The 22,472-nt window shown below is 71.5% G+C and carries 25 protein-coding genes; 13 read left to right on the forward strand and 12 right to left on the reverse strand.

Annotation, left to right across the window (positions count from 1 at the left end; translation table 11 throughout):
* Positions 1-11: 11 nt before the first annotated feature.
* Entirely contained in the window at positions 12-203 is a 192-nt protein-coding gene (locus tag OP04_RS53725) for a hypothetical protein (RefSeq protein WP_157240561.1), read from the reverse strand.
* Between the two features lie 185 nt (positions 204-388).
* Here OP04_RS53725 and OP04_RS29660 point away from each other — a divergent pair, with 185 nt between their 5' ends.
* On the forward strand, positions 389-793 hold the full coding sequence (locus OP04_RS29660) for a hypothetical protein (RefSeq protein ID WP_157240563.1): 405 nt from the start codon (positions 389-391) through the stop codon (positions 791-793).
* Between the two features lie 147 nt (positions 794-940).
* Here the strand turns inward: OP04_RS29660 and OP04_RS29665 are convergent, their stop codons facing one another.
* Positions 941-1,945, reverse strand: a complete 1,005-nt coding sequence (locus tag OP04_RS29665; protein WP_033343162.1) for a hypothetical protein — start codon at positions 1,943-1,945, stop codon at positions 941-943.
* A 94-nt stretch (positions 1,946-2,039) separates the two neighbouring features.
* On the opposite strand from OP04_RS29665, the gene OP04_RS29670 reads away from it, so the two are divergent.
* From OP04_RS29670 to OP04_RS29680, 3 genes are all read left to right on the forward strand, one after another.
* A complete protein-coding gene (locus OP04_RS29670; protein WP_033343163.1) occupies positions 2,040-2,660 on the forward strand; it encodes a TetR/AcrR family transcriptional regulator in 621 nt (206 codons plus the stop codon).
* A 73-nt stretch (positions 2,661-2,733) separates the two neighbouring features.
* Positions 2,734-4,458: a DUF4832 domain-containing protein gene (locus OP04_RS29675; protein ID WP_033343164.1), complete on the forward strand. Its 1,725-nt coding sequence runs from the start codon at positions 2,734-2,736 to the stop codon at positions 4,456-4,458.
* A 308-nt stretch (positions 4,459-4,766) separates the two neighbouring features.
* Positions 4,767-5,927, forward strand: a complete 1,161-nt coding sequence (locus OP04_RS29680; RefSeq protein WP_085066867.1) for a serine hydrolase domain-containing protein — start codon at positions 4,767-4,769, stop codon at positions 5,925-5,927.
* Between the two features lie 36 nt (positions 5,928-5,963).
* On the opposite strand, the gene OP04_RS54880 is transcribed toward OP04_RS29680, so the two are convergent.
* Positions 5,964-6,173: a hypothetical protein gene (locus tag OP04_RS54880; RefSeq protein ID WP_033343165.1), complete on the reverse strand. Its 210-nt coding sequence runs from the start codon at positions 6,171-6,173 to the stop codon at positions 5,964-5,966.
* Between the two features lie 15 nt (positions 6,174-6,188).
* Between OP04_RS54880 and OP04_RS29690 the strand changes: the two genes are divergently transcribed.
* Positions 6,189-7,274 carry a cytochrome P450 gene (locus OP04_RS29690; protein WP_198154027.1) on the forward strand — a complete coding sequence of 362 codons (1,086 nt, stop codon included), beginning with the start codon at positions 6,189-6,191 and terminating at the stop codon, positions 7,272-7,274.
* Here OP04_RS29690 and OP04_RS29695 read toward each other — a convergent pair whose 3' ends face one another.
* Together OP04_RS29695 and OP04_RS29700 are read right to left on the reverse strand one after the other, a co-directional pair.
* Positions 7,275-8,048, reverse strand: a complete 774-nt coding sequence (locus OP04_RS29695) for a hypothetical protein (protein WP_033343166.1) — start codon at positions 8,046-8,048, stop codon at positions 7,275-7,277.
* Entirely contained in the window at positions 8,042-8,359 is a 318-nt protein-coding gene (locus OP04_RS29700; protein ID WP_232323782.1) for a PadR family transcriptional regulator, read from the reverse strand. Before OP04_RS29700 ends, OP04_RS29695 begins: the two co-directional genes overlap by 7 nt.
* A 79-nt stretch (positions 8,360-8,438) precedes the next feature.
* On the opposite strand from OP04_RS29700, the gene OP04_RS29705 reads away from it, so the two are divergent.
* Both OP04_RS29705 and OP04_RS29710 read left to right on the forward strand, forming a co-directional pair.
* The gene (locus OP04_RS29705) at positions 8,439-8,879 is read left to right on the forward strand and encodes a DUF3592 domain-containing protein (protein WP_157240565.1); all 441 of its coding nucleotides are present in this window, start codon (positions 8,439-8,441) and stop codon (positions 8,877-8,879) included.
* A 1-nt stretch (position 8,880) separates the two neighbouring features.
* A complete protein-coding gene (locus OP04_RS29710) occupies positions 8,881-9,291 on the forward strand; it encodes a DUF3592 domain-containing protein (protein WP_033343169.1) in 411 nt (136 codons plus the stop codon).
* Position 9,292: 1 nt separating this feature from the next.
* On the opposite strand, the gene OP04_RS29715 is transcribed toward OP04_RS29710, so the two are convergent.
* From OP04_RS29715 to OP04_RS29730, 5 genes are all read right to left on the reverse strand, one after another.
* A complete protein-coding gene (locus tag OP04_RS29715; RefSeq protein ID WP_033343170.1) occupies positions 9,293-10,963 on the reverse strand; it encodes a DEAD/DEAH box helicase in 1,671 nt (556 codons plus the stop codon).
* 91 nt (positions 10,964-11,054) lie between these two features.
* The gene (locus OP04_RS29720) at positions 11,055-12,035 is read right to left on the reverse strand and encodes a MerR family transcriptional regulator (protein ID WP_033343171.1); all 981 of its coding nucleotides are present in this window, start codon (positions 12,033-12,035) and stop codon (positions 11,055-11,057) included.
* Between the two features lie 257 nt (positions 12,036-12,292).
* Entirely contained in the window at positions 12,293-13,219 is a 927-nt protein-coding gene (locus OP04_RS29725) for a class I SAM-dependent methyltransferase (protein ID WP_085066869.1), read from the reverse strand.
* A gap of 64 nt (positions 13,220-13,283) precedes the next feature.
* The gene (locus OP04_RS53730; protein WP_157240567.1) at positions 13,284-13,460 is read right to left on the reverse strand and encodes a GNAT family N-acetyltransferase; all 177 of its coding nucleotides are present in this window, start codon (positions 13,458-13,460) and stop codon (positions 13,284-13,286) included.
* A 4-nt stretch (positions 13,461-13,464) separates the two neighbouring features.
* On the reverse strand, positions 13,465-13,884 hold the full coding sequence (locus OP04_RS29730; RefSeq protein ID WP_063746716.1) for a MarR family winged helix-turn-helix transcriptional regulator: 420 nt from the start codon (positions 13,882-13,884) through the stop codon (positions 13,465-13,467).
* 71 nt (positions 13,885-13,955) lie between these two features.
* On the opposite strand from OP04_RS29730, the gene OP04_RS50280 reads away from it, so the two are divergent.
* The 3 genes from OP04_RS50280 to OP04_RS29745 all read left to right on the forward strand — a co-directional run bounded on the left by OP04_RS50280 (position 13,956) and on the right by OP04_RS29745 (position 15,921).
* Entirely contained in the window at positions 13,956-14,528 is a 573-nt protein-coding gene (locus tag OP04_RS50280; RefSeq protein ID WP_051799325.1) for a cupin domain-containing protein, read from the forward strand.
* 80 nt (positions 14,529-14,608) lie between these two features.
* Entirely contained in the window at positions 14,609-14,962 is a 354-nt protein-coding gene (locus OP04_RS29740; RefSeq protein ID WP_033343173.1) for a DoxX family protein, read from the forward strand.
* Positions 14,959-15,921 (forward strand): alpha/beta hydrolase family esterase, encoded by a 963-nt coding sequence (locus OP04_RS29745; protein ID WP_033343174.1) that lies wholly within the window; start codon positions 14,959-14,961, stop codon positions 15,919-15,921. The genes OP04_RS29740 and OP04_RS29745 overlap by 4 nt, the downstream gene beginning before the upstream one ends.
* 42 nt (positions 15,922-15,963) lie before the next feature.
* On the opposite strand, the gene OP04_RS29750 is transcribed toward OP04_RS29745, so the two are convergent.
* A complete protein-coding gene (locus OP04_RS29750) occupies positions 15,964-16,527 on the reverse strand; it encodes a TetR/AcrR family transcriptional regulator (protein WP_232323783.1) in 564 nt (187 codons plus the stop codon).
* 1,318 nt (positions 16,528-17,845) lie between these two features.
* Entirely contained in the window at positions 17,846-18,217 is a 372-nt protein-coding gene (locus OP04_RS29755) for a winged helix-turn-helix transcriptional regulator (RefSeq protein ID WP_033343175.1), read from the reverse strand.
* Between the two features lie 93 nt (positions 18,218-18,310).
* Here OP04_RS29755 and OP04_RS29760 point away from each other — a divergent pair, with 93 nt between their 5' ends.
* The 3 genes from OP04_RS29760 to OP04_RS29770 all read left to right on the forward strand — a co-directional run bounded on the left by OP04_RS29760 (position 18,311) and on the right by OP04_RS29770 (position 22,469).
* The gene (locus OP04_RS29760) at positions 18,311-18,958 is read left to right on the forward strand and encodes an NAD(P)-dependent oxidoreductase (RefSeq protein ID WP_033343176.1); all 648 of its coding nucleotides are present in this window, start codon (positions 18,311-18,313) and stop codon (positions 18,956-18,958) included.
* Between the two features lie 72 nt (positions 18,959-19,030).
* Positions 19,031-20,623: a sensor domain-containing diguanylate cyclase gene (locus OP04_RS50285; protein WP_157240569.1), complete on the forward strand. Its 1,593-nt coding sequence runs from the start codon at positions 19,031-19,033 to the stop codon at positions 20,621-20,623.
* 61 nt (positions 20,624-20,684) lie between these two features.
* A complete protein-coding gene (locus OP04_RS29770) occupies positions 20,685-22,469 on the forward strand; it encodes a flavin-containing monooxygenase (RefSeq protein ID WP_051799329.1) in 1,785 nt (594 codons plus the stop codon).
* Positions 22,470-22,472 lie beyond the last annotated feature (3 nt).

Raw genomic sequence — 22,472 nt, forward strand, 5'->3', positions numbered from 1 at the left:
CGTTTACGATCTCAGGCGTCGCCCAGGGCCTTGCGGACCGCGGCCAGCAGCTGGCTCTCGAAGACGGCCACCTGGCCGTCGTGCAGGCCTGTCCGGTAGTCCGGGTCTCCGGTGCGGGTCTCGTCGCGGACACCGGAGAGTCCGGCGGCGCGGCCCTCGGAGTAGGCGGTCAGGGCGTCGTCCATCGGTTGTTCAGCAGACATGGGCGTGACCTTTGCACGGCGCAAAACCGCAGGCCACCGGCCGTTCGTCCATCCGGACCGTCGGCGGGTGTCATCCGGCGGCCGGTGTTCGGCATCGTTCCGAACAGTACGAGCGGTTTCCGGACACCTGCCCGAAATGTTGCGCTTGGCGGGTCAGCTGTTCACCCCTCAAGGGAGGCGTCACCGTGTCTCACAGGTCAATCCGCCACCGCGTACCGGCCGTCCTCGTCGCGCTCGTCGTGGCCGTCACCGCCGCGCTCGTGTCGCCCGGCCCGGCGCAGGCCGCGGTGCAGAACAACTACCTGCTCAACAACGGCCGCTATTCCGCGGTCGGCGTCGGGGTCTGGCACGACAACCACACCGGAGGGTACGACGGGATCCTGCCGGCGAACAGGAACACCGTGGACCAGTGGGGCTGGGACCACGTGTCGGCGTTCTACATCGGCACCGGGTACTGCGCCGACCTCTTCCGGACGCCGGCCGCGAACCCGGGCACCTGGACCTTTGTGGACACGGTCAGCCCCGGGCGCACCAACCTGAGCTACAGCTACTCCTACCAGATCCACCCGTTCACCGCGCCGTCCTGCTGAGAGGACAACCGCGCTCCCTCCACCGTTTCGCGGCGGAGGGAGCGCGGCCGGCGCGTCCTCGAATCCTGCGGTTGGGGGGTGCGGACAAGGACGCACTTGGGGGGAACCACAGTGTAGCGACGCATTGACGATTGTGAGGTCCCGCCCTCAGGCGGGCACCGGGACCGCTTCGGGTGCCGTGACCACGCCGGACCGGCGGGCCGAGCGCCAGGAACCGAGGGCGAACAGCACACCGCCCGCGGCCAGCCAGACCACCAGCACGACGATCGCGTGGGTGGCGCCGTGGCCGTCGAAGAACGCGGTGGAGCGCAGCAGGCTCGCGGCCGCGCCGGGCGGGAGCAGCTGGCCGAGCTCGCCGGACCAGCCGGGCAGCATCTGGGGCGCGCTGCCGGTGCCGGCGAGCGGGTTGCCGATCAGCATCATGGTGACGCCGCCGATCGCGAAGCCGAGGTAGCCGATCAGCGATTCCAGCCCGAGGATGACCATCGAGGTCGCGCCGATGGACAGCGCCACCGCGCCCGCGTTGACCAGGTAGTCGCCGGACAGCGAGCCGAACCAGAACTGCAGGATCGCGGTGAGCGCGAGGCCGCCGGTGATCGCGAAGAGCACCGCACCGGTCAGCCGCCGGGACGCGCCGCGCAGCATGTTGGTGAGCAGGATCGCGGCGAGCATGCCGCCCATGACCAGCGGCAGCGACGCGGCGGTGAGGCCGGTGCCGCGCGGGTCCTCCGCGGGCAGCGCGACCAGGTCACGGACCGGCACGGCGGGCGCGGGCGCGGCGGCCTGGCCGAGCGCGGTGGCCACGCCCTGGAGCGTCTGCGCGATGATCGGGCTGGCCGCGGACGCCACGATGACCTGCGGCGCGCCGGTGCTGAGGTCGATCGCGCCGTAGACCTCGCGCTCGCGGATCGCGGTCTCGGCCGCGGCGGTGTCCGCGAATCGGTGGATCTCGAACGCGCCGGGCTGGCGCTGCTCCAGCGCGGCCGCGACCTGGTCGGTGGCGGCGGCAGGGCCGGCGAGCCCGATCGGCACGTCGTGGACGGAGGAATTCGCGGCCGGCCAGGCGAACGCGGTGAGCAGGACGCTGATGATCAGCGTCAGCAGCGCCACCGCGGCGGCCACCCTGGTCCAGGGCGAGAGCTCAGAAGTCATGATGATCCCCGGTTAAGAGAACGAATGTTCGCTTTCAAGGTAGGAACCGGCCTCTCGCTTGTCAAGAATGAACGTTCGCTTTTAAAGTCTCGGCATGCCCCGCGTAACCGAGGAGTACCGCGCCACCCGTCGCGCCGAGATCGTCACCGCCGCCGCCCGGCGCTTCGCCGAGCAGGGATTCCACTCCACCTCGATGGCCGACGTGATCGCCGAGTCCGGCCTGTCCGCGGGCGCGGTCTATCGATACTTCCGCAGCAAGGAGGAGATCATCGCGGCGGTTTCCGAAATCGCCATGACCAACGCGGACGAGATCTTCGGCGGCCTGCTGGACAACGGCGCCGCCCCGTCACCGGCCGAGGCACTCACCGCACTGGTCGAGGGCGTCACCAGCCGGATGGAGAACGGCGTCTTCCTCGGCGTGGACACCACCCGCATCGCCGTGCAGGTCTGGTCCGAGGCGCTACGCAGCCCGGACGTGCTCCAGCGCGTCGGCACGGTCTACGGGCGGCTGCGCGGGCACTGCAAGGAGGTCGCCCGCCGCTGGCAGGCCGCCGGCCACCTGCCCGCCGACGCCGACCCCGACATGATCGGCGCCGCCATGCTCTCCCTGGTCCAGGGCTTCATCCTCCAGCGCCTGCTGATCGGCGACCTCACCGTCCCCGGCTACACCGCCGCGATCCACGCACTCCTGGGCGGCGGCGACAGACAGGCCTGAACACGATTGGGTACGCTTCGGGCGCTCATCGATCGTCTTCGCCGTATTTGCCCGGCGTGATGGGAGTAGCCCGATGTTGATCACCACCCGGCGCGGTGTGCGCCGATTGAGCGGCGCGGTCGCGCTGACGCTGCTCGGCGGCCTCGGCGTCGCGTTCGCCACGAACGCGTCCGCCGCGATCTCCGAACCGGCCGCGACCAGCACGGACACCGACGTGACCTACCGGTTCGCCTACACCGGCGAGCCGCAGTTCGCGCGCGTCTACATCGACACCGACCGGTCCGCTGCCACCGGGTTCGCGCAGGCCGGCGCCGGTGCCGACTACCTGCTGGAGAACGGCACGCTGTTCCGGCACGCCGGCGGCGGGTGGGCCTGGACCCAGATCGGCACGGTCACCCACGCGCACGCGAACGGCGTCGCCACCTGGACCGTGCCGCGCGCCGCCATCGGCGAGACCGCCACGCCCGGCGACGCGGACCTCGTCTTCCAGGTCGAATCGCCGGTCCAGACCTCCGCGAAGATCACCCAGGTGTACGGATCGACGCCGCCCCCGGCCGGCACGATCTCCTACGCCGGCTCCGACGAGGTCTTCGCGAACCCGGAGCGCGGCTTCTACCACCACTCCGGCGAATGCGACTCCGCCACCTACGACGAGGCGACGCTGCGCGCCTGGCGCACCAACGAGCAGGTCTCGCTGATGATGTGCGTGTTCTACCTGCGCGACTTCAAGACCACGCCGATCAGCACGGCCGCGCTCACCCACCTGCAGCAGCAGTTCACCACGGTACGCGCGGCCGGCCTGAAGATGGTGCTGCGCTTCGCCTACACCGACCTCGAGGACGGCGCGGACGCCACCAAGGACCGGGTCCTCGCGCACCTGGACCAGCTCCGGCCGTACCTCCAGGCGAACGCGGACGTCATCGAGGTCATGCAGTCCGGGTTCGTCGGCGCGTGGGGCGAGGGCTACTACACGCAGAACTTCGGCAACAACGGCGTGGTCACGGCCGCGGACTGGGCGAACCGCAAGGCCGTGCACGACAAGATCCTGTCGGTGCTGCCGGAGACGCGGATGGTGCAGCTGCGCACGCCCGCGTTCAAGCGCACCATGTACCCGTCCGGCCAGTCGCGGACCGGGCACCACAACGACTGCTTCCTGGCCAGCGACACGGACTTCGGGACGTATACGGACATCGCCGTCGACTACCCCTACCTGGAGGCGGAGACGCGTACCGTGGCGATGGGCGGTGAGACCTGCGCGCCGAACCCGCCACGCTCGCAGTGCGCGACCGCGACCGCGGAGATGTCCCGGTTCCACTGGACGTACCTGAACACCGACTACCACCCCACCGTCATCGCCGGCTTCGGCACCGAGGGCTGCCTGGCCGACATCAAACGCCAGCTCGGCTACCGGTTCTCGCTGGTCAGCGGCGCGTTCCCGGCCCAGGCCAGCCGCGGCGGCACGCTGCCGGTCAGCATCACGGTCCGCAACGACGGCTGGTCCGCGCCGATCAACCCGCGCGGCGCCGAACTGGTCCTGCGGTCCACGACCACCGGCACGGTCACCCGGCTGCCGCTGAGCGCGAACCCGCGCACCTGGGCCGCCGGCACCAGCACCACGGTCACCCAGACGCTGACCGTCCCGTCCTCGATCGCGGCCGGCAGCTACGAACTGCTGCTCAACCTGCCGGACCCGCTGCTGGCGAACCGCGCCGAATACTCGGTGCGGACCGCGAACGCGGGCACCTGGGAGGCCACGACCGGCTTCAACAAGCTCAACGCGACCGTGACGGTAAGCTGACCTCCGTACCCACGCAGGTTCTTTGAGATGACCGGCATCGGTGGCAGCGGCCAGGAAAGACCGCACAAGGGCCGGCCGCCGGGCGGCCGGCCCTTCGAAGATCGGGGCGACCCTCCAGGCTGCGGCCGCGGATCGACCGGGCGCTGCGCGCCCGAAATTTCGTGTTATTGGTTGCGTTGGGTGGGCTGGGTCAGGGCCGCCAGGTTCGAGCGGAACGTGGGTTCGTTCGGGTCTGCGTGTTGGCCGGAACCAGCGGGGTGCCTCCGCCGACCAAGACCGTACATATCGGTCCTGGGGAATGGGATGCCATGCTCACACGTACCCTCGTCGCCTCTGCTCTTGCTCTGGTTGTCGCTGCCGTGCCGGGAGGCGGGGGCACGGCGGCGACGGCGGCACCACGACATCACGATGCTCTGGAGGAGACCGCGCGGGAATGGTTGTCGATCGGGGTGCCGGGGTTCGTCGCGCGGGTGGATGACGGGCGGCGGACGGAGGTCACCGCGGCCGGGGTAGCGGACCGGCTGAGCGGGCGGCCGATGACCGGGCGGGAGCAGTTCGAGATCGGGAGCGCCACCAAGATCTTCACGTCGGTGCTGGTGCTGCAGCAGGTCGATCGTGGATCGGTCGTGCTGGACGCGCCGGTGGAACGCTATCTGCCGGGGGTCGTGCCGGGCGGTGCGGACATCACGGTGCGGATGCTGCTCAATCACACGAGCGGGCTGTTCAACTACATCGCGGACCCGGGATATTACGTGCGGATGGAGCAGGATCCGCAGCATGTCGCGACCGAGCGTGAGCTGCTGGAGCTGGCGTTCTCGCACGCGCCGGACTTCGCGCCGGGGCAGGGGTGGAACTATTCGAACACGAACTTCGTGGTGCTCGGGGCGCTTCTGCGCGCGGTCACCGGCGAGACCATGCCGGAGCTGGTGCGGGCGCGCATCGCCGGGCCGCTCGGACTGAGCCGGACCTACTACCCCGACCCCAGAGCGATCAACACCACCAGGGGGTACGCGCACGGCTACTCCGTTTCGTTCGGCACGCCGGAGCCGGCCTATGTGGACGTCTCCGACCGGCCGATCGGCGGCTGGGCCGGTGCGGGCGGCGCGATCATCTCCACGCCGGAGGAGCTGGCCCGGGTCCTGTCGGCGGTGCTGGGCGGGCGGCTGCTGTCGCGCGCGGCGCTGGCGGAGATGAAGACCGCGGTCGCGCTGCCGGCCGGTTCGGGCATCACGGGCGGTTACGGCCTGGGGCTGATCCGCATCGACTCACCGTGCGGGACGGTGTGGGGCCACGGCGGCGACACCCGCGGGCACCACACCATCGCGCTGGCCACGGAGAACGGCCGGCGGACCGTGGTCTCGGACACCACGGCACAGCCGAGCGTGACCGCCACGGCGGAGGGCGCGGCCCGCTTCGCCGAGGTCTCGGCGGCTGCGACCACGGCGCTGATCTGTGAACTGGTCGGTTAGCGCCGATCTCGACGCGGGATGCCGGGCCGTCGTGCCCTAACCGCCGATGATCGCGCGGATCGCGCGCTGGATGGCGGCGTTGTCCAGCGGCGCGTCCACGGCGCGGTAGAGCGTGTAGCCCGCGAGCAGCGCGAGGAGGGCGTCGATGCGGTCGTCGCCCTCCTCGCCGAGGTAGCCGGACGCGGCCTTCCGGGCGTGGATCAGCTGTCCGCGGACGAGGTCGGCGATGTCGGCCGAGATCCGCACCCGAGCTTCGCGGCGATGCGGGCCGCGGACCGGATCGTCCAGGTCGACGGCTGGCTGCCCGGGGGCACGCTCGCCCCGATGTGGCTGCTCACCCGGCACGATCACGTGCGCGAACTCCTGGCCCATCCGGACACCAGCACCTCGCCCGCCATGATCGGGGACGCGCAGCCCGGGTTCTTCATCTTCTCGGACCCGCCGGAGCACACCCGGCTGCGGAAGGTGCTGGCCTCGGCGTTCACCGCGCGGCGCATCGCACGGATGCGGCCGTACGTCGCACGCAGCGTCGACGGGCTGCTGGACCGGCTGGAGGCGGCCGCGCAGCCGGTGGACCTCGTCGCGCAGTTCGCCACGCCGCTGCCCACGATGGTCATCTGCGAGCTGCTCGGCGTGCCCTACGCGGACCGTGACGCGTTCCAGCAGCTGTCCGTCGAGCTGATCGCGACCTCGGACCCGCGGCGGCGCGAGGCCGGCATGGCCGAGATGAGCGGGTACATGATGGAGCTGATCGCGGGGCAACGCCGGGCTCCGGGGCCGGGCGTGATCGGCGCGCTGGTCCGCGACGAGAAGGCCGGCCTGACCGACGAGGAGATCGCCGGGATCGGGAACCTGCTGCTCACCGCCGGGCACGTCACCACGGCCAGTGCGCTCGGCTCCGGTCTGGTGCTGCTGATGACGTACCCGCGGCAGGCTGATCTTGTTCGTGAGGAACCGGACGTGACCGCCTCTGCGGTGGAGGAGATCCTCCGGTTCCTGACCGTGGAGACCGGGGGCGTGCCGCGGCGGGCCACGCGCGACATCGACCTCGGCGGCAACCTGATCCGGGCCGGTGACATCGTCCGGGTCATGCTGCCGGCGGCGAACCGGGACCCCGCGCTGACGCCGGACCCGGACCAGTTCGACGTCACGCGGGCGCCGACCCGGCACCTGGCGTTCGGGCACGGGCTGCACCACTGCCTGGGCGCGCCGCTGGCCCGGCTCGAGATGGCGGTCGCGATCCCGGCGCTGCTGCGCCGGTTCCCCGCGATGCGGCCGGCCGAGCCGCTGGACGGCCTGCCCTTCCGCAACGCGGCCGTGCTGCGGCTGCCCGTGCACCTGCGGTGATCAGTCGCGCAGCCACACGCCCAGGTCGTGGCCCCACGGGGTCTGATAGCTGATCACGACGGCCACGGCGGCCAGGGCCAGCACGCCCAGGACGACGCGGCGGCCGACGGACAGTCCGGTCCGGCGGGTCATGAACGGGAGCGTGGCCAGGGCCAGTACCGCGAGCGTGTCACCGTCCGCCGAGAAGATCAGCTGGTTCAGCGTGGGTTGCGCGCACACGAGGAGGAGGATGCCGAGCGCCGTCGCGGCGACGCCGACCCGGTGGCCGGAGTCGCGATGCCGTTCGGCGACCGCGTGCACCACCGTGACCAGGGCGGTGACGAATCCCAGGGCGGGCCCGAAGACCGCGCCCATCCCGCCCAGGCTGAACAGGCCGACAGGTATCGACAGCCACAGCTCCAGGCCGCTGAGCTCGGTGTTCACCACCTCGCCGTGCCCGCTCGCCTCGAACTGGTAGGCCACGCACAGCCAGCCGACCACGGACCAGGTCAGCATGATCGTGAGGACCCGCCAGGCGGTCAGCGCGCTCGGCCGCTCGGACATGGCGAGCACGACACTGTCGTGACCGCGCGCGGCCGCACGCAGCGCGGGCAGGCTCCGGGCGGCACCCAGCAGGTAACCGGTGCGGGCGGCCCGGTCGTGTGCCAGGGACTGCAGGTCGGCGGCCCACTCGCCGCGCTGCCGGTCGCGGAAGCCGGGCGGCAGCAGCGCGCCCAGGAGCCGGATCCACCACCGGTCGGCCGTGGACAGGCCGGCCCGCGCGCCGGTCACCATGCGAGCTTCCCCGGGACGGTGCGGCCTCGGCGTCTGCGCTCCGCGGCCGTGACCCACTGCTGTGCGGCGGCGGAGCCCTCGGCGGTGAGCAGGTAGTAGCGGCGGCGGGGGCGACCCTCGACGTGCGGGTCGATGTCGTCCTCGCGGCTGGACAGCCAGCCGGCGTTCTCGAACGCGACCAGGATCGGGTAGATGGTGCCGGGTTCCAGGCCCGCCTGCTGGGCGAGCTCCAGCCCGTACCACTCCCGGGCCGGGTCCTCGAGGAACGCCTGCACGGTCAGCAGTCGTGGCGTCGTCATTCGCAGAGCCATGGCAGAACTCTATATAGCTATGCCTAGTTCTGCATAGGGGTGGGTAGGACTTTGCGCCGTCTGGTATCTATCTAGGGCGATGGACACGTTATTGTGCTGTTTCCCGGTCCTGGCGCTGATCGGCATCGGCTTCGTCGGTGCGGCCGACCGGCACCGCAGGCACCTGCGCGCACTGCGCCGCGACGGCACCCGCACCACCGGGTGGGTCACCGGCCACGACGAGAACACCCATCAGGGCCGGACGACGTTCGTGCCGGTGGTGACGTACCGCGACACCTTCGGCGTCGAGCACCAGTTCCGGATGAAGACGGCCGCGGACAGCACGAACCCGCCGGTCGGCACGGAGGTCCCGGTGCTCTTCGTGCCGGGCCGGCCCGAGTCGGCCGACGCGGACAACGCGCTCACCCAGCAGGCCGCCTACCGGACGCCGCTGATCATCGGCGTCGTCCTCCTCGGCATCACGGCGGTCCTCGGGATCGCCGCGATCATCGACTTCGTCTCCCGCATAGAGGTGCACTGACATGGAAGCGATCCTGACCGTTCTCGCACTGTTCGCCGGCGTGCTCGGCATCAGCGCCGGCGTGCGCGAGGTGCGCAGGCAGCGCACGCTCGCCAGGGACGGCGTGCAGGTCACCGGCCATGTCTACCGGGTGGACGTGGAGCGGGACTCGGACGGCGCGACGTACCGCCCGCTCATCGCCTACCGGGACGAGAACGGCGTCGAGCAGAAGTTCCGGTCCAGCCTGTCCGGCGGCCGGGAGCGGCACCCGGTCGGATCCGAGGTGCCGCTGCGGTACGTGCCGGGCCGCCCCGGCCTGGTCGACATCGACACCACGCACAACAAGGCCTTCTCGCTCCTGCTCACGTTCGGCATCGGCGTCGTGTTCCTGTCCGTGGCCGTCTACGCCGTGGCCTCCGGCGAAGTCCTGTAGATCAGCGCGAGAAGCGCTCCCGCCGCACCGACGGGCGACGGCCCCGGATGAAGCTGCGCTGCATGGCCTCGATGACCATGTCCGCGGCCGACTCCGGGACCTCGACCAGCGAGAACCGGTCGGTGATCTGGATCGCGCCGATCTCCCGCGCGCTCAGGCCCGACTCGCCCGCGATCGCGCCGACCAGGTCCTGAGGCCGCAGCCCCACGCGCCGCCCGATGCCGAAGAACAGCCGGGCCACGCCCTCGTCGGACGACGATCCCCGGGACGAGCGCACCGGCGGGCGGTCCCGGTCCCGGCTGTTGCGCGGCGAGCGCTCGCGTGGCGGGGCCGGCGTCGGGATCTCTTCCTCGTCGTCGTCCCCGCCGGCCGCCTCGTGCAGCAGCTTCACGGCGGCCAGCGCGATGTTCTCCACGTCGAACTCGCCGGTCAGCGAGTCGAGCACGACCCGGTACCGCTCCAGATCGTCCGCCTCCAGGCTGGCCAGCAGCGACGCGCGGGTCAGCTCCAGCCGCCGGGCCCGCAGGTCCGTCACGGTCGGCAGCTTCTCCAGCGTGATCCGCTGCCCGGTGAGCCGCTCGATCGCCTTGAGCATCCGCTGCTCACGCGGCTCCGCGAGCGTGATCGCGCAGCCCTCGCGCCCGGCCCGGCCGACCCGGCCGATGCGGTGCACGTACGCCTCCGGCGCCACCGGCACGTTGAAGTTGATCACGTGGGTGAGCTGCTCCACGTCCAGGCCGCGGGCTGCCACGTCCGTCGCGACCAGCAGCTCCGTGGTGCCGGCCCGCAGCCGTCCCATGGTCCGGTCGCGCTGGTCCTGGCTCATGCCGCCGTGCAGCGCCTCCGCGCGGTAACCGCGGCCGTTCAGCGTCTCGGTGACCTGGTCGACCTCCTCGCGCGTACGGCAGAACACGATCGCGGCGGACGGCGCCTCCACGTCCAGGATCCGGCCCAGCGCGGCGGCCCGGTACGGCCTGGCCACGATGTAGGCGCTCTGCCGCACCAGCGGAAGATCACCCGGGGCGACGGGCTCGCGGCCCATCGTGATCCGGACCGGCTCGCGCAGGTGACGACGGGCGATGCTGTCGATCCGGGGCGGCATCGTGGCGGAGAACAGCACGGTCTGCCGCGTCTCCGGCGTCTCGGCCAGGATCGCCTCGATGTCGTCGGCGAAGCCCATGTCCAGCATCTCGTCGGCCTCGTCGAGCACCACGGTGCGCACGTCGCCGAGCTGGAGCGTGCCGCGGTCGATGTGGTCCAGGACCCGGCCGGGCGTGCCGACCACGACGTCCACGCCACGGCCGAGCGCCTGCAGCTGTCGCCCGATCGGCTGACCGCCGTACACGGGCAGCACGCGAACGCCCAGGTCACGGCCGTACCGGTGGACGGCCTGCGACACCTGCTCGGCCAGCTCGCGCGTCGGCACCAGCACCAGCGCGACCGGCTCGGGCTCGCGGCGGCGCGCGGTCAGGGTCTGCAGCAGGGGCAGCGCGAACGCGGCCGTCTTGCCGGTGCCGGTCGCGGCCTGACCCACCAGGTCATTGCCCTCGACCAGCGGCGGAATGGCCTCACGCTGGATCGGCGTCGGCTCCTCGTACCCGAGATTGGTCAACGCCGCGAGCAGTTCCGCCCGCAGACCCAGCTCGGCAAAGCCCGCCTCAACCTGTTCCATGGCGACAAGAATATGAGAACTGCCTGAACACGGTACGACCGGTGCGTGCACTGCCCGCTCACGCCACCTGGTACGGGAGCCCGGAATCTGTTCAAGCCCTCACCGACGCGCGCAGCGCCTCGGACAGCCAGACATACGGGAAGCGCTCCGGCTCGGTGCCGTTGACGGCGGTGACCAGCGCCAGGTAGCGGTCGGACGGCCCCTGCGGGTCCGGTGGCGTGCGGTCCCACTCCTCGCCGAGCAGCATGTGGTCGGCGGTCTGGATGCGGAACTCGGGGGTGTCCGGCATCGGAGGGCTGTCCGGTGTCGCGAAGATGCCGGTCAGCCACGCGATCCAGCGGTCGGCGATCTCCCGGGCGTGCGGCGAGTCCGGCGGGACCCCCTCCTTCGCCGCCTGCACCGCCGCCTCGCCGACCGGCATCGCCGCCTCCAGGTTGTCCAGCATCGGCGTCGAGGTCATCAGCGGCCCGGCGCCGGTGGTGCACACCTCGTGCAGCTCCTCCCGCACGGCCGCGCGGGCCTCCGGGTCACGGACCAGCTCGGCCAGCGCGATCCACGCCTCCAGCTGGGCCGCGGTGGGATGGTCCGGCAGCACGGGCCGGGCCGCACGCCACCACTCGACCATCCGCGCGGGCGGCTCCCAGCCGGTGCAGACCTCGGTCCAGAAGTCGTCGATCAGCCGGTCACGCTCCTCGTCGGTCATGCCGGCCAGCCTGTGCATCAGCGTGACCTGCTCCGCCGTGGAGTCCTGCCGCAGGATCGCGGAGAGCACCGCGCGGCGGCTGCGCAGCCGGGCCTCCTGCCGGGTGAGCAGCGCCAGGTGGGTGACGGCCAGCTCACGCAACGTCGCCTCACCGGCCAGCACGCGGCGGATCTCGTCCAGCCCCGCGTCGAGCTCACGCAGCGTGCGGACCAGCTCCAGCCGGGCGATCGCGGAGACGTCGTAGAGGCGGTGGCCGGACGGCGAGCCGGCGGACGGCACGACGACGCCGGTATCCGCGTAGTAGCGGATCGCGCTGACGCTCAGCCCGGTCCGGCGCGCGACGTCCCCGATCGCGTACAGGTCGTTCATGTCCCCCACTATGCGATCTCAAGCCGCTTGAGACGCAAGCGTCAATCCGTCATCTCTCCTCGCACCCGGCAGGTTGCACCTCGGTCGCGACCATCACGGCGCCCCGCACCCGCCTGTGGTCGGCCACCTCCGCCACCTCTTCCGCCACCCGTGCCGAGGGCCGGCTCGCTTCCGCTGATCAGATCGTCGCGCGCAGGCGAGCTGCGCGCCGGCCTCGAGGTGCGCGTCCCGGGGCACGGGACGATCCGGCCGGACGGCTATCTCGTGCGGACCGCGAGCGCGTAGAAGCGGTCCGGGTGGTCGTCGTAGCGGGTCAGGGACCAGCCGGTACGCGTGGCGGCCTCGCGGAGGACCGGTTCGGCGAGCAGTTCGTCCGGGCGCAGCGCGCGGCCGTGGCGGGCCGCGAGCGCGGCACGGCCGGACGGGTGGAAGACGATCAGCCGGCCGCGGTCGCGGGTGATCCGGGCCAGCTCGGTCAGGCCGGCCTCGGGGTCGGGCAGGTGCTGGAGGAGGCCGGCGGCGAAGACCGCGTCGACCGTGGCGTCCGCGAACGGCAGTGCCAGCACGTCGCCGACCAGCAGCGCCGCGTCGCCGGATCGGGCGTGCGCGTCCGCGGCGGCCAGCATCTGCGGGGTGTGGTCGACGCCGATGACCGTGCCGTCGGGGCCGAGCGCGTCGCGGAGCGCGGGCAGCGCCCGGCCGGTGCCGCAGCCGACGTCGACCGCGACGCCGCCCGGTGTGAGCCCGGCCTCGGCCACGGCGGACGCGTAGGCGGGCAGGTCGTCGCCGAACCGGGTGTCCCAGGTGGCTGCGCGCGCCGCGAAGAACGCGCGGGACTCGGTGCGGTACCAGGAGTCGTGCGCCAGCAGCGTGGCGTCGAGGTGCCGCAGCACCGGCCAGGCCGTGTCGTGCAGGTCGATCACGGCGTCCGCGTGGTCCGCGCCGTGCGCGCCCGCGCTGCGCACCCACACCGTGAACGCGTCGGCCCCGGCGGGCACCTCCGCGCGGTCCGTCACGACCAGCGGCGGTCGTGCCCGCGCGCGGAGCCGGTCGGTGATCCGGGCCGCCACCATCTCGGACCGGCCGGCGACGCCGTCCACCAGGATCACGTGGCGATGCGCGGGCAGCGCGCCGATCAGGTAGTCGAGCACGGTCACCCATCGGTCACGCTGTTCCTCGGTCATGCCACCATCATGCAAGTGCGCCCGGCCCGGCGCCAGCGTGACCGCATCTGCCCGGCTCTGGCCGTCATTCGCCTCGCGGATGCGCGCTCACGGTCGTACCCTCGCGAGATTGTGGATCGTGGCCTTCGCCGACGGCCGGCATGCCGGTCGCCTCGAGGTAGCCGGCCGCGTGATCCGGCGTCAGCGGCTCCAGCCGGAGGCGGTCGCTGACGAGCGCGGGCATCGCAAACCACGGATCCATGTCTTCAGAGTGCGTCGATCGCCTTGGTGAGCAGGCGGTCCAGCTGATGCTGCTCGTCGAGGGTCAGGCCGGCCAGCGGGGAGTGCCTGGCCACGGCGTCGATGAGGCGCTGGCGGACGTCCTGGCCGGCCGGGGTCAGCACGAGCGTGCGCACCCGGCCGTCCCGGGGGTGCGGGCGTCGTTCGGCGAGACCGCGCTGTTCGAGCTGGGCGCTGAGCAGCGTGATGTTGGACGGGTCGCAGTGCAGCAGCGCGGCGAGCTTCCGCAGCGGCAGCGGATCGACGTCGGGGCGCAGCAGCCACAGCAGGTTGGCGGTCGGCTCGGTGAGGCCCAGGCGGTCCAGGCCCTCCCGCATCCGGCCGGAGATCTGGCCCGAGATGGACATCATCTGGCTCAGCAGCGAGGCCGCCAACTCATCGGACATGGTGCCGAGCATAACTTGAGGACCTCAATCGAATACTTGACTTTCTCAAGGAAAAGATCAAGGGTTGTGTCGTGGACACGTTGCACACCCCATCCGGCCTGCCCCGGACCGTGTCGAACCCGGTCATGGGCGTCACCGTCACCTTCCTGACGGCCAGCGACGAGACCGGCGGCGAGTACGTCGAGGCGCAGGTCAGCATTCCGGCCGGCGACCCCGGACCGCCACGGCACTTCCACACCGGCTTCGAGGAGACGTTCACCGCGGTCGAGGGCGTGCTCTTCATGGACCTGGGCGACCGCCGCGGCCTCCGTCTGCGGCCGGGCGAGTCCGTGCACGTGGAGCGCAACGTCCGGCACCGGTACTTCAACGACGGCGACCAGACCGCCGTGTTCCGTTTCGTCGCGCGCCCCGGGACCGCCTACGAGATGGGCATCCGGGCCGGTTTCGGGCTCGCGGCCGACGGACGCACGGACGCCAGAGGGATCCCGCGCAACTGGCTGGAGACGGCGCTGGTGTTCGCGCTGTCCGGCAGCTACGTCGCGGGCGCACCGGCGCCGCCGCAGAAGGCCCTGGCCCGGGTCGGCGTGCTGCTGGCCCGGCTGCGCGGCCACGATCCGGCGTTGCGCCGGTACACCCGCCCGTGACCACGCTCCGCGCATCGCCACAAGGCTCCGGGCGTACTCCTGGACGCCTTTCTTTGATCTCTCATCGCGTTGGAGGAATCGTGTTCGTCGTAACGGTGGTGCTGAGCTGCCTTGTGGCGGCGGCGTTCATGTTCAGTGGAGCCCGCAAGGTCGCCGGCGGCAGCGATGTCGCCGGCGAAGCCGTCCACCTCGGGGTGCCGGTCGGCGGCTACCGCGCACTCGGCGTCGTCGAGTCGGCCGGCGCCGCCGGACTGCTGATCGGGCTGGCCTGGGCCGCGCTCGGCATCGCGGCCGCCGCCGGACTCGTCGTGCTGATGCTGGGTGCTGCGTTTTCCCACCTCCGCGTCGGCGACCGGGCCGCGCGGTGGACGCCGGCCGCGGGGCTGGGCGTCCTGGCCGCCGCCACGCTGGTTGCCCGGGTCGTCACCGCATGAAGACCGCCTCGGTCCTGGTGACGCTCGCGGTCGTGGTCGCCGGCCTGTACGGATATCTACTGTGGACGCCGACGCCTGCGATGCCGGCACTGTCCGGCGACAGCGTCCACGCGACGATGACCGTGGGCGGCCGGGAACGCACCTATACCGCCTATGCGCCGGCCGGTCTTGAGCCGGGCGCGCCGCTGCTGATGGTCTTCCACGGATCGTTCGAGGACGGGGACACCATTCGCCGGAACACGGGCTACGAATTCGACGCTCTCGCCGACCGGCACCGGTTCGCCGTCGCCTATCCGGACGGTTATCAGAACGGCTGGAACGACTGCCGCCGGATGGCGAGCACGCCCGCGCGCCGCGAGAACGTCGATGACGTCGGATTCGTCCAGGCGCTGGCCGGCAGCCTGCACGCGCGCTACGGCATCGACGATCGCAGGATCTATGCGGCGGGGTACTCGAACGGGGGCCAGATGGTGTTCCGGCTCGCCGCGGAGATGCCCGAGCGGCTCGCCGCCATCGCCGCGATCGCCGCCAATCTGCCCGGGGGTGACGACAATGCCTGTGCCCCAATGGGTACGCCGCTGCCGGTGCTCACGATGGCCGGGACCGCCGATCCGATCTCTCCGTATGCCGGCGGTGAGGTCACGATCTTCGGGTTCTCTCCGCGCGGGGAGGTGCTGTCCGCCGACGACACGGCGCAGACGTTCGTCCGGCTGAACGGGCTCGCCTCCGCCACCGACCGGCGCACGCTGCCGCACCAGCCCCGATCCGGCGATACCGAGGTCATCGCGACGACCTATGCCTCGACCGGGAAGCCGCCTGTCGTTCAGTACACGATCGTCGGCGGCGGGCACGTTGTCCCTACCGCTGAGCACCGCTACCGGCGGCTGGTGGGACCTTCGACGCACGACGTCGACGCGCCGCAGGTCATCTGGGACTTCTTCACCGGCCGCGCGGCCTGATCGGGCTGCTGGGCTTCCTGCGGGGGGTCATTTGGTGCTGGCTTACTGATCCGGTGCGAACGACCGCAGCATGTGCCGCACGAATCGCCGGGACGCCTCCGCCGCGTCCCGGCCGGACCCCGCGATCACACCCGCATTCCCGTGCAGCAGCAGAACAAAATCGTCACGGCCGACGTCCGCCCTGATCGCACCGGCCGCCTTCGCCCGATCCAGCAACCGCCCCACCACCCACTCCGCCTCACGCCGCTCCCGATCGAGTCCACGCCCGGAGGTAAGCGCCGCCACGTACGCCGTCGTGAAGCCCCGGTCCTTCACCTGCGAGCCACAGAGCTGCACCACCACCGACCGGAACGCGCGCCCAGGATCAGAATCCCGCAACGCCGCCCGATGAAACGCCGCACAGTCCGCATACTGATCCGCGAACGCCTCCGCCACCAGATCATCCCGACTCGGAAACCGCCGGTAGAGCGTGGCCACCCCCACCCCCGCCCGCGCCGCCACCCGGCTCATCGTCACCCCGAGCCCCGCCTCCGCGAACACCTCCCGCGCCGCCGCAAGGATCCGCTCCCGGTTCACGACCGCATCCACCCGCAGGTCATCAATCACCCACCCGATGCTAGAGACCCACCCCCGCACATGTGATCAACGCCGGCAGCCGTCCCTCTCACTTACCGCCTCCCGAGACCCTCCGTCTCCATCCGCACCCGAAATATCACCCTATGCCAGACAGCCACGGACAGTGACACAAGCCGATCAAGACGGAATGTACGTGGGAGTGGTTATTCGGGCCGAATAACCACTCCCACGTACATTCGACGGCTGACCTTGCGCCCCTCGCAGATAGATCACCCGCAGCCCCAGCCCATAAATACCGAAATTTCGGGCGCGCAGCACCCGCCCGCAGTTGCACTCGGTTACAGCCGCAGTCGCAGCCCCACCACAACGACAGCCGCGCCCGCCTTGTACCGCACTCCGAGATCACCATTCCAACATCCGGGCCCCAAGATCCTTGCGTCTCTGGTGGCCCTTTCACTGCCCAAATAAGGGCCACCAGAGACGCAAGGATCTTGAGAAGCCCTTTCGCCCGCCCGCGGCGGGTCCTTTGTCCTTTATGCGCAAGCAGTCACAGAGGTGACCGCCTGGCTGCCCCGTATGCCGTCGACCCGCCCGCAGGGGTGCAGATCATCGGCAGGGCCGCCACCAACGCAACCGCCGGCAGGCCGCGTGACGCAAGCCTGAACCCGACCACGACGCTGACCGACACCGGCCCACCCGACGCAACCCTCAAAACCGGACCACCCACGGACCGCACCTGAACAGCGGAAAGTGCCCGCCCAAACGAGAGAACCACGCCACCGCCGCACGACAGACCAAAGCTGGCGGCCCTGCCGATGATCTGCTCGGCTTGTCCCGGGTCTACGGCATACGGGGCAGACAGTCCGCGCGAAACCCAGCCACCCGAGATCTGGGGTGGCAGTTGACATTGCCTTTCCGCTGCCCCGGTGTCGGAGGCTCCCGCCGGAGGCCCGCCGGAGGCAAAAACCGCAGCCAACGCGCCCCGGCCGCTATAACACGCATTTTCGGGCGCGCAGCGCCCGGACCGCCCTGGACGTGGGCGGGCGGGGAGAGAAGCGGTCGCGGCGCAGGTGACGCCGTGGGTGGTGGCGGCGGGTGGGCGGTGACGGCGGGTGAGGCGGTGACGGCGGGTGAGGCGGTGACGGCGGGTGAGGCGGTGACGGCGGGCGGGGCGGTGGCGGGCGAAGCGGTGACGGCGGGCTGTTCGAGTCCATTCGGTTTTCCTGCGCCACGCGAAACCGGCAGGGAGGAGCGCCAGCGACGACCGGTGCCCGCGGGAGCAACGCTGCCGGACCACGCTGGAAGCGGGAAAGGAACTAGATCTTGATCTTGAAACGCCGGAAGGCGGTCAGCGGCCCCGGTCGTAAGCCTCCTGGGAGGCCGAGATGGCCGCGACGTGGTCGACGGACCACTGCTGGAGGGCGCGGAGCGGTTCCTGGAGGGTGCGGCCGGCGTCGGTCAGGGCGTATTCGACGCGGACCGGGACCTCGGGGTGGACGGTGCGGCGGACGAGGCCGTCGCGTTCGAGGGCGCGCAGCGTCTGGGTCAGCATTTTCTGGGAGACGCCCTGGACGCGGCGGCGGAGTTCGGAGAAGCGGGCGTCGCCGTCGCTGAGGATGCCGATGACCAGGACGGTCCAGCGGTCGCCGATGCGGTCGAGGATGCGGCGGGTGGGGCAGTCGGCCTGGTACGGATCGCCGCCGGACGGGGTGGTTACCACGAAGTGCCTTCTTCCCGGGAGAGAGCTGGTCTCCTACGGTAACCGATGTGGCCCGACACGCGGGTCACGAAACACCTGGGAAGAGGGCATCCCATGTCTCGCATCACCGTCATCGGCGGCACCGGCTATGCCGGATCGGCCATCGTCGCGGAGGCCACGGCGCGCGGTCACGAGGTCACCGCGTTCAGCCGCTCGGCGCCGGCCGAGCCCGTTCCGGGCGTGCGTCACGTGCAGGGGGACGCGGCGGACGAGGCGGCGCTGGCCGAGGTCGTCGCCGGCGCGGACGTGGTGGTGGGCGCGATCGCGCCGCGCGGGCCGCTGGCGACCGGGTTCCGCGACGTCTACGCCACGATCGGGCGCCTCGCCGACGCGGAGAAGGCCCGGCTGTTCATCGTCGGCGGGTTCTCCTCGCTGCGCCCGGCGGCCGGCGCGCCGCGCTTCGCGACGGACCTCGGTCACGCGCCGGCCGAGTACCACGAGGAGCTGGTCACCGTGGCCGCGCTGATCGCGGAAGATCTGCCGGCCACCGCGGAGTCGCTCGACTACGTGTTCGTGAGCCCGGCGGGCGGGTTCGGCGCGCACGTGCCCGGTGAGCGGCGCGGTGAATATCGCGTCGGCGACGACGTGGCGCTGCAGCCGGACGGCGGGGGCGCGATCGGGGGCGCGGACTTCGCGCTCGGCGTCGTCGACCTGATCGAGCGGAATTCGCACCACCGGGCGCATGTGAACCTCGCGTACTGATCGGTTCAGGCCGGGGGCGGCCGTGCCGATCAGAGGAGAGTGAGGGGGCGGCGCTGGACCGGCGGGGCGTTGGTGGCGCTCGTGGTGCTGGGCGGTGCCGGCGTGTCCACCGGGGCGCTCGTGGCGGTCGAGACGAATGAGATGCGGTACGCGGGCCAGCTGATGGACCGGTACGCCGATCAGATCACGGACGCGGCGCAGGAGCAGATCGACCGGTACGGCGACACGCTGACCGACCTCGCGTACAGCGTCGGCGCACAACCGGACCTCACGTCGGACACGTTCGCGCGAATCACGGCCGGGCTGAGCGCGGGACGGATGCCCGGCGCGGCCACGGTCGGGTTCGTGGTGGCCTCCACCACCGCGCAGGTCCCGGCCGTGCAACGGTACTGGCGTGGCCAGGGGGTCGCCGGGCTGACGTTACGGCCCGCGCAGGGACGCACGGATCACCGGTTCCTCGTGTTCGACAAGGCGCTCGACGACCAGGACGCCGCCGGTGCGGACATCTCGGCCAGTCTGCCCGCGCTCACCGTACTGGAGACGGCCCGGCACAGCGGCAGGCTGGCGGCCAGCGCGCCGTATCGGCTCTTCCGGGACCAGCGGCTTCCGGTGGACCAGCGGCAGATGTCGGTCACGCTGGCCGCGCCGGTCTACACCGGCCCCGGCGGCACCACGTTCAGCGGATGGATGATCATGGGCCTGCGCGGGCAGGATCTGCTGGCCCGAGCGTTCCTCGACCACGGCCAGAACGCGGTACGGGTCAGCCTGGCGGACCCGGCCGGCACGGTGCTCACCAGCGTCGCGCCCGGCAGCGACATCGGCCACGCGGAGCTCGACCGGACCGGCCGGATCACGGTCGGGCAGCGCCGGTGGGAGATCACCATGCGGCCGTCCAGCCGGCTGATCGCGGCCACGGACCGGGGCATGGAGTGGCTGACCACGGCCGCGGGCTCCGCGCTGACGCTGCTGCTGGGCGTGATGACCGCGGTGCTCAGCGGCAGTCGCAACCGGGCGCTGGAGAAGGTCGACCGGGCCACCGCGGAGCTGCGCCGGGACATCCAGCGCCGGGAGCGGGTCGAGGCGGAGCTCCGCGAGCACAAGGAGCAGTTGCAGCACCTTGCGTTCCACGATCCGCTGACCGGGCTCGCGAACCGGGCGCTGTTCTACGACCGGCTCACCCGGGCGCTGGCCGCGCACACGCGGGACGCGCGGATCTTCGCGGTGATGTTCATCGACCTGGACGGGTTCAAGGAGATCAACGACGAGTGCGGGCACCACGCCGGGGACGCGGTGCTGCGGACCACCGCGGCCCGGCTGCGCGTGGGGCTGCGTCAGGGCGACACCGTGGCCCGGTTCGGCGGGGACGAGTTCGCCGTGCTGCTGGAGGATCTGTCGGGGCCGTCGGACGCGCGGCCCACGGCGGCGCGCGTGATCGCGGCGCTGCGCGAGCCGATCGACATCGTGGGCGGGCGCCGGGTACGGGTGTCCGCCAGCGTCGGGATCGCGGTCAACGACCCGGGCGGTACCGCCGACGACGTGCTCCGGCAGGCCGACCTGGCCATGTACGCGGCCAAGTCGCACGGCAAGAACCGGTACGCCGAGGCGTGGCAGGACGTGGCGTTCCATAGTGGGCGATCCCACGGCACACCTAAGGCGATCGACTGATCTAGACTCCCCCTTCTCGGGTGGCTGCCCGTACCGGACCCACGCCGCGAAGGGGCTCAGCATGTCCTCCACCCCCATACCCGGACAGCCGCGTCGCTACCGGCCCGAAGAGCTCGAGGCGCTGCGCGCGAAGTACCGGCAGGAGCGGGACCGCCGGATCCGTCCGGAGGGCCTGAGCCAGTACCGGCGCGACCGGTACGCCACGGATCCGTACACGGAGCGGACCGATCGGGCACCGGTCACCGACCTGATGGACGCGGTCGTGATCGGCGGCGGGTTCGGCGGGCTGCTGGCCGGGGCGCGGCTGCGGGAGGCCGGGCTGCAGCGCATCCGGATGATCGACGAGGCCGGTGACGTCGGCGGCACCTGGTACTGGAACCGCTACCCCGGCGTGCACTGCGACGTCGAGTCCACGGTCTACCTGCCGCTGCTGGAGGAGGTCGGCTACGTCCCGAAGTGGCGGTACGCGCCGGGCGAGGAGATCCGGCAGCACGCGGTCGCGATCGCCAAGCGGTTCGACCTGTACGCGGACGCGCTGTTCCACACCCGGGTGACGGAGCTGCGCTGGGGCGACGACGCCGCGCAGTGGCACGTGACCACGGACCGCGGCGACCGGTTCCGCACCCGCTACGCCGTGATCTCCAGCGGCACGCTCAGCCAGCCGAAACTGCCCGGCATCCCGGGCATCGAGACGTTCGCCGGGCACACGTTCCACACCAGCCGCTGGGACCACGCGTACACCGGCGACGACCTGGGCCTGCTCGCGGACAAGCGAGTCGCCGTGGTCGGCACCGGCGCCAGCGGCATCCAGGTCATCCCGGAGGTCGCCAAGGCCGCCGCGCACCTGTACGTCTTCCAGCGCACCCCGTCCACGGTCGACGTCCGGGACAACCGGCCGATCGACCCGGCCTGGGGCGAGACGCTGAAGCCGGGCTGGCAGCGGGAGCGGATGGAGAACTTCCTGACCATCGTCACCGGCGACCACGCCGACGAGGACCTGATCGACGACGGCTGGACCAGCACCGCACGCCTGCAACGGCACATGCTCACCGGCACGCTCGACCCTACGCTCACCGACGAGGAGCGGGCGTACCTCGACGAGCTCGCGGACATCCGCAAGATGGACGAGATCCGCGCCCGCGTCGACCAGGTCGTCGAGGACCCGGACACCGCGGCGAAGCTCAAGCCCTGGTACCGGTACATGTGCAAGCGGCCCGGCTTCAGCGACCTCTACCTGGAGGCGTTCAACCGGCCGGACGTCACGCTGGTCGACACCGCGGACAGCGGCGGGATCACCCGGATGACCGGGTCCACGGTCGCGGTCGGCGACGAGGAGTACGAGGTCGACTGCGTCATCTTCGCGACCGGCTTCGAGGTCGGCGTCTCCGGCGTCATCTCCGGCACGCTCCCGGTCCTCGGCCGTGGCGGCACGCCGCTGCTCGGCCACTGGGGCGAGGGCCCGCGCACGCTGCACGGCTTCTACAGCCACGGCTTCCCGAACCTGTTCCACCTCGGCTCGATGCAGAACGCCGCGTCCGTCAACTTCACGCACGTGCTGCAGGAGCAGGCCACGCACATCGGCGCCGTGGTCGCGGAGGCCACCCGGCGCGGCGCCCGCCGGATCGAGCCGACCGCGGACGCGGAGCAGGCCTGGGTGGACGTCATCCGGGAGACCGCGCCGGACAACTACGCGTTCCGGGCCGAGTGCACGCCGGGCTACTACAACAGCGAGGGCAAGCCGCGGCCGCTGAACAACTCGTTCGGCCCGGGACCGGCCGTCTTCCACGACCTGCTGCGCCGGTGGCGCGCCGAGGGTGGCATGGACGAGGTGCTCAGCGCCGACTGATGA

It is taken from the genome of Catenuloplanes japonicus, from assembly GCF_000717135.1.
Taxonomy (GTDB): Bacteria; Actinomycetota; Actinomycetes; order Mycobacteriales; family Micromonosporaceae; genus Catenuloplanes; species Catenuloplanes japonicus.